Raw genomic sequence first — 6,192 nt, 5'->3', positions numbered from 1 at the left:
TTGGTTAACTTGATGGCTGGTTTAGCTGCTTACACCTATTTGCCCAAAAAACCGTCGATTGATATTTACCCAAAAGATTTGCCTGCTCTACCTCCTGCCATTTTTTAGTTCCGTCGAACTCACGTTATTTTACTTTGTCCGTAAGCGGCAGGATTTACCCTTTGATTGGATATTTTTGCTGTTTAGTGCATTTATTGTGGCTTGCGGCACTACTCATTTAATAGAGATTTGGACACTTTGGCATCCAACTTATTGGGTATCAGGGTTTGTCAAAGCGGTAACTGCCATGATATCTGTAATTACAGCAGTACAACTTGTGTCTTTAGTTCCACAAGCATTAGCACTTCCTAGCCCTGCTCAACTAGAACAAGCAAATCAAGAGCTTCAAACACAAATAGCCGAACGCTTACGGGTAGAAAAGGAACTGCGAAAATACCAAAATCATTTAGAAGAAATGGTTGCTATTCGCACCAATGAAATTACCAAAACCAACGAGCAATTACAACAAGAAATCCTTGAACGCCAACGAATTTTAGAAGTTCTCCGACAAAGTGAAGAACGTTACCGTTATCTAGCCGAGGCAATTCCTCAACTTGTATGGACAACTGATGCTAACGGTGAATGTGATTTCTTTAATCAAAATTGGTGTGAATATACTGGGTTAACATTAAAGCAGTCCTTGGGTTCTGGTTGGTTAGCTGCATTGCATCCAGATGATATCCAAAATGCAGATGAAGTATGGTCTAATGCTGTAAAAAATGGCACTATATATAACAATGAATATCGCTTCAAACGGGCTTTTGATGGTTCCTATCGTTGGCAATTGGCACGAGCTTTACCGCTTAAAGATGAGCAAGGTATTGTAGTTAAGTGGTTTGGGACATGTACAGATATCCACGAACAAAAACAAATACTTGAAGAACGGGCGCACTTGCTGGAATTAGAACAAATAGCACGAGCTAAAGCAGAAACAGCCAATCGAATTAAAGATGAATTTTTAGCCATCCTATCTCACGAACTAAGCACTCCACTAAACGCAATTCTTGGCTGGTCAAAATTATTGCAAAGTCGGAGGTTAGACCAAGCAAAGACATCGGAAGCACTAGCCACAATCGAGAGGAATGCCAATTTACAAGTTCAACTCATCGAAGACTTGCTGGATATCTCCAGAATTTTACAGGGCAAACTGACGCTGAATATTACGAAGATTAACCTAGAGTCTACGATATTGTCGTCAATAGAAACAATGCGTTTAGCGGCAGAAACAAAGTTAATTGAGGTAAGTACAGTATTTGAACCGGATGTGGGACAAGTTATGGGCGACTCGACTCGTTTGCAGCAAGTCGTCTGGAATCTCCTTTCTAACGCTCTCAAATTTACACCCAAGGGAGGAAAAATAGAAGTGCGATTAGAGCAAGCCGATGGTTATGCTCAAATTATAGTTAGCGATACAGGTAAGGGAATCAGCCCTGAGTTTTTGCCATTCGTCTTTGATTACTTCCGTCAAGCAGATAGCACCTCTACGAGAAATTTTGGTGGATTAGGATTGGGGTTGGCAATTGTGCGTAATATCGTCGAAATACATGGCGGTATTGTCAAAGCGAAGAGTGAAGGTGAGGGTAAAGGGGCAATATTTACTGTTAGTTTGCCGCTTCTGCCAGATGAAAGCCGAAGCATAACGGATAAACAAAACTATGCTGTACCCTTAACTTCTAACTCCTTACCCCTCAGTGGCATCCGAGTTTTAGTTGTAGATGATGATACTGATTCACGAGATTTTGTTGCTTTTGTACTAGAGGAAGATGGAGCTTTTGTGATTGCGGTATCTTCCGCTTATGAAGCATTACAAACCCTAGCACTGGTAAAGCCAGATGTCTTGGTCAGCGATATTAGTATGCCTGAGATGGATGGCTATATGTTAATACATCAAGTGAGAACTTTGACACCAGAACAAGGTGGACAAATCCCAGCAATTGCCTTGACTGCTTTTGCTAGAAACGATGACCAGCAAGAAGCGCTAAAAGCTGGGTTTCAAATGCATTTATCCAAGCCTGTTAACCCAGAAGAATTAATTGCAGCCATTACTCGAATTGTCGAAACAAAAGTGTAAATAATTACTTAGTAAACAACTTTTTACTCGTAATAAAGCCTCATATTTTGTATGCAAATGGACAATTAGATGAGAATCCACTTGTATCAAGTTAGGCTAATAACCTATAATTCCTGCTATAACTACGCCAAAGCTATACAAGTCGATATTAAATATAAACCAAGCAGGTAAGGTAATAAAAATGCTGAAAAACAAGAATGTACTGGTAGCAGCTATTATCTGCTTGTGTTTGAGTAATGACACTACTGCTTTTGGTAAAGATGTTGGCGTTGTTTTATCAAAAATTCCAGACTCAAATCGAGCAGCACTTCCTGGCAACAAAAACGCAGTTGCTAACTTTGAGCAAGGAAGTAATTTATACAAACAAGGAGATTTCAAAGGAGCAGAGGCGGCTTTTCGCAAAGCCATTGAACTGGAACCCAACTTTGTGCAAGCTTATATTGCTTTGGCAAATACTCTCGACGATCAAGGCAAACCCCAAGAAGCGATCGCACATTACAAAAAAGCCATCAGCCTCGATCCTCATGACTCTGGAGCCTACTTTAATTTGGGTTTAACTTTAGCAAGGCTCAATCAGTTAGAAGCTGCGATCGCCCAATATAAAAAAGCCCTCAGTCTTGAACCCAACTATGCAGACGCTCACTATAACTTAGGAAATGCTCTCTACGCCCAAGGTAAGCTAACCGAAGCAGTCACCGAATATACAGCAGCTATTCGCCTCAAACCCAGTTATGCCCCAACTTACACACGTCTGGGAAATGCTCTGTACGATCAAGGTGAGCTAGCAGAAGCAGTGACTCAGTACAAAAAATCCATTAGCTTTGATCCCAAATATGCAGACGCTCACTATTACTTAGGAAATGCTTTGTATGCTCAAGGAAAGTCAGCAGAAGCGATCGCCGAATATACAGCAGCCATTCGCCTCTCTCCAAAAAATCCCGCAGGTTATAATGCCTTGGGAAATACTCTCTACGCTCAAGGCAAACTAGAAGAAGCGATCGCACAATACAAACAAGCCCTGAGCCTTGAACCCAACTATGCAGACGCTCACTATAATTTAGCAAGCGCTTTTTACGCTCAAGGAAAGCTCACTGAAGCAATCGCCGACTATACCGAAGCGATTCGCATCGATCCAAAACACGCACAAGCTTACACAGGTTTAGCAAATGCGATGGACGATCAAGGTAAACCCCAAGAAGCGATCGCACATTACAAAAAAGCCATTAGCCTTGTACCCAATGATGCATTCACTTACTATAATTTGGGCATCACTTTAGGAAGAGAACAACAGCTAGAAGAAGCGATCGTTAATCTCAAAAAAGCCAAAGAGTTATTCCAAGCTGAAGACAACAAGGAAATGGTTGAGCAAGTCGATCAGCTAATCCAAAAAATTAATATCCGAACGAATTAAATTTAGGGAATGGTAAATGGGGAATGGGGAATGGGGAATGGGGAAGTAGTAACAAATGACAAATGACAAATGACAAAGATTGAAGAAAAGGGCAAAGTCTACCTCGTAGGTGCTGGGCCTGGAGATGTGGCATATCTGACGGTAAAAGCTTACAATCTCTTGGCTGCTGCTCAGGTTTTAGTCTACGATGCCCTGGTAGATGCTCAATTATTGCAGTGTGTACCACCTGATTGCTTGAAGTTAGATGTCGGTAAACGTGGTGGTAAACCTAGTACAACCCAAACTGAGATTAACAAGTTACTAATAAAATATTGCCAGCAAGGAAAACAAGTTGTAAGGCTCAAATCAGGCGATCCATTGATTTTTGGGCGTTGTACTTCTGAAATTGAAGCGTTGAAAGCATCTGGTTGTGATTTTGAACTGATACCAGGAATTTCTTCTGCCCTTGCAGCACCCTTGTTTGCAGGAATTCCCCTGACAGATCCGGTGTTGAGTCGTTGTTTTGCAGTGCTTACAGCTCATGAACCAGAGGTTTTAGACTGGGAGGCACTCTCACGCTTAGAGACACTGGTAATTTTGATGGGAGGGCAACATCTGCCAGAGATTGTACATCAACTGGTACAACACGGGCGATCGCACTTAACACCCATTGCAATCATCCGTTGGACAGGAACTCCTCGTCAAAAAATTTGGACAGCCCAACTGGGCAATATTTTGGAACAAACCACCGGATTATCACTTTCGCCGGCGGTAATTGTTGTTGGCGAAGTTGTTGGGCTACATAAGTACTTACAACCTGAGAAAATAGATTATCAGGATTCGACTACAGCCCAAATTCCAATGTTAAACAACCTCTCCGCCTCTCCCGAACCCCTCACTGGTAAAACAATCTTGGTGACACGTTCAGTTGGACAGTCGAGTACATTTAGCGATCGCCTCATCACATTAGGTGCAACAGTCATCGAAATGCCTACCTTAGAAATCGGCCCACCTTCCAGTTGGGAAGCTTTGGATGATGCGATCGCTCATTTATCTCAGTTCGACTGGTTAATTCTCACTTCTAGCAATGGCATAGATTACTTTTTTGAAAGGTTAATTGCCCAAGGTAAAGATACCCGTGCCTTAGCAGGTGTAAAAATTGCCGTCGTTGGCGAGAAAACAGCCAATAGTCTCAAACAATACTCTCTCCAAGCAGATTTTATTCCCCCCAACTTTGTTGCCGATTCTTTAATAGAAAATTTTCCAGAGGAACTGAATGGTAAAAAAGTTTTATTTCCCAGAGTTGAAAGCGGCGGAAGAGAAGTTTTGGTTAAGGAATTAACTCTCAAGGGAGCAAAAGTAATTGAAGTTGCTGCATATCAATCTTGTTGTCCTAGTGATATTCCACCTGCCGCAGAGTTAGCTCTCCAAAACCGTAAGGTAAATGTAATTACCTTTGCCAGTTCTAAAACTGTACAATTTTTCGATCAGCTAACTGAGAAGATATTGCCCAAAAACTCTGATGTTAATCAACTTTTAGAGAGCGTTTGTATTGCCTCTATCGGCCCTCAAACCTCTAAAACTTGTCATGCTTTATTCGGACGTGTAGATGTAGAAGCCCAAGAATATACTTTAGATGGTTTAACCCAAGCACTAATAACATGGGCAACAAATTATTAATATTAAACATCCAATAACAAATGACCAATAACAAATGACAAATGACAAATGACAAATGACAAATGACAAAACGTATAATCGGCTTAACCGGAGGTATTGCCACAGGCAAAACCACTGTCACCAATTATTTAGCTAGCGCTTATAACCTGCCGATTCTAGATGCAGATATTTATGCAAGAGAGGCAGTATCTCTAGGTTCGCCTATTCTGAGTGCGATCGCTCAACGTTACGGCGAACAAATTTTATTACCAGATGGCAGCCTCAACCGCCAAAAGCTAGGCGAAATTATCTTTAATCGTCAAGATGAACGCAACTGGATAGACAATTTGATTCATCCTGATGTGCGCGATCGCTTCCTCAAAGCAATTGACCAATCTTCCTTGCAAACACTGGTGTTAGTAGTGCCTCTATTATTTGAAGCGAGAATGACTGATTTGGTTACAGAAATTTGGGTAGTGTGTTGTTCTCAAGAGCAACAACTACAAAGATTGATACAACGAAACCATTTAAATAGAGAACAGGCGCAAGCCAGGATCAACAGCCAATTATCTATCGAAGAAAAAGTGGCTCGTGCAGATATAGTTTTAGATAACTCTTCTACCCTAGAAAGACTACTGAAGCAGATAGATGTCGCTCTAAAAACTACAAGTAGGGACTAGAAGCTATCTATATTAAAAAATATACATAGATTGCATTCTCAAGACATAAAAGCCTTATCATTTTAGATGATCGAGTCCATTAAAAACATCTTATATCTGACCAGCTTTATATAATAATTCGGTGATTTTACAGTTGAATCTGCGGTTGATGATACTGTAAATTGAAATGATTGTTGATAAAAAGATATATAGAGTAAAATTAAAGACTAATAATTAAGAATTAAGAAAAATTAATTGCAAATTATTAATCTCATTTTAAAATTACTTTTAAGTATCTTATCGACAACCTGCTTGTAATTTAATTTTGCTAGTTATTCTGTGCAGGCACTTAATTGGACATTGGGTTATAAATT

Annotated in this window: 4 protein-coding genes; all 4 read left to right on the top strand. The window is 40.4% G+C overall.

Annotated features, from left to right (window positions below; translation table 11 throughout):
• Positions 1-58 precede the first annotated feature (58 nt).
• The gene (locus IQ274_RS08370) at positions 59-2,110 is read left to right on the top strand and encodes an ATP-binding protein (RefSeq protein WP_416209831.1); all 2,052 of its coding nucleotides are present in this window, start codon (positions 59-61) and stop codon (positions 2,108-2,110) included.
• A 181-nt stretch (positions 2,111-2,291) separates the two neighbouring features.
• Entirely contained in the window at positions 2,292-3,521 is a 1,230-nt protein-coding gene (locus tag IQ274_RS08365) for a tetratricopeptide repeat protein (RefSeq protein ID WP_194141954.1), read from the top strand.
• Between the two features lie 69 nt (positions 3,522-3,590).
• Complete coding sequence (cobA, locus tag IQ274_RS08360) at positions 3,591-5,180, top strand: uroporphyrinogen-III C-methyltransferase (protein ID WP_194141953.1); 1,590 nt, start codon at positions 3,591-3,593, stop codon at positions 5,178-5,180.
• A gap of 62 nt (positions 5,181-5,242) precedes the next feature.
• Positions 5,243-5,839 (top strand): dephospho-CoA kinase, encoded by a 597-nt coding sequence (gene coaE, locus IQ274_RS08355; protein WP_194141952.1) that lies wholly within the window; start codon positions 5,243-5,245, stop codon positions 5,837-5,839.
• Positions 5,840-6,192 lie beyond the last annotated feature (353 nt).

Source organism: Nostoc sp. LEGE 12447 (genome assembly GCF_015206985.1).
Classification (GTDB): Bacteria; Cyanobacteriota; Cyanobacteriia; order Cyanobacteriales; family Nostocaceae; genus Nostoc.
Note: the sequence above shows the minus strand (reverse complement) of the source record. Positions and strands in the feature narration are given on the sequence as shown.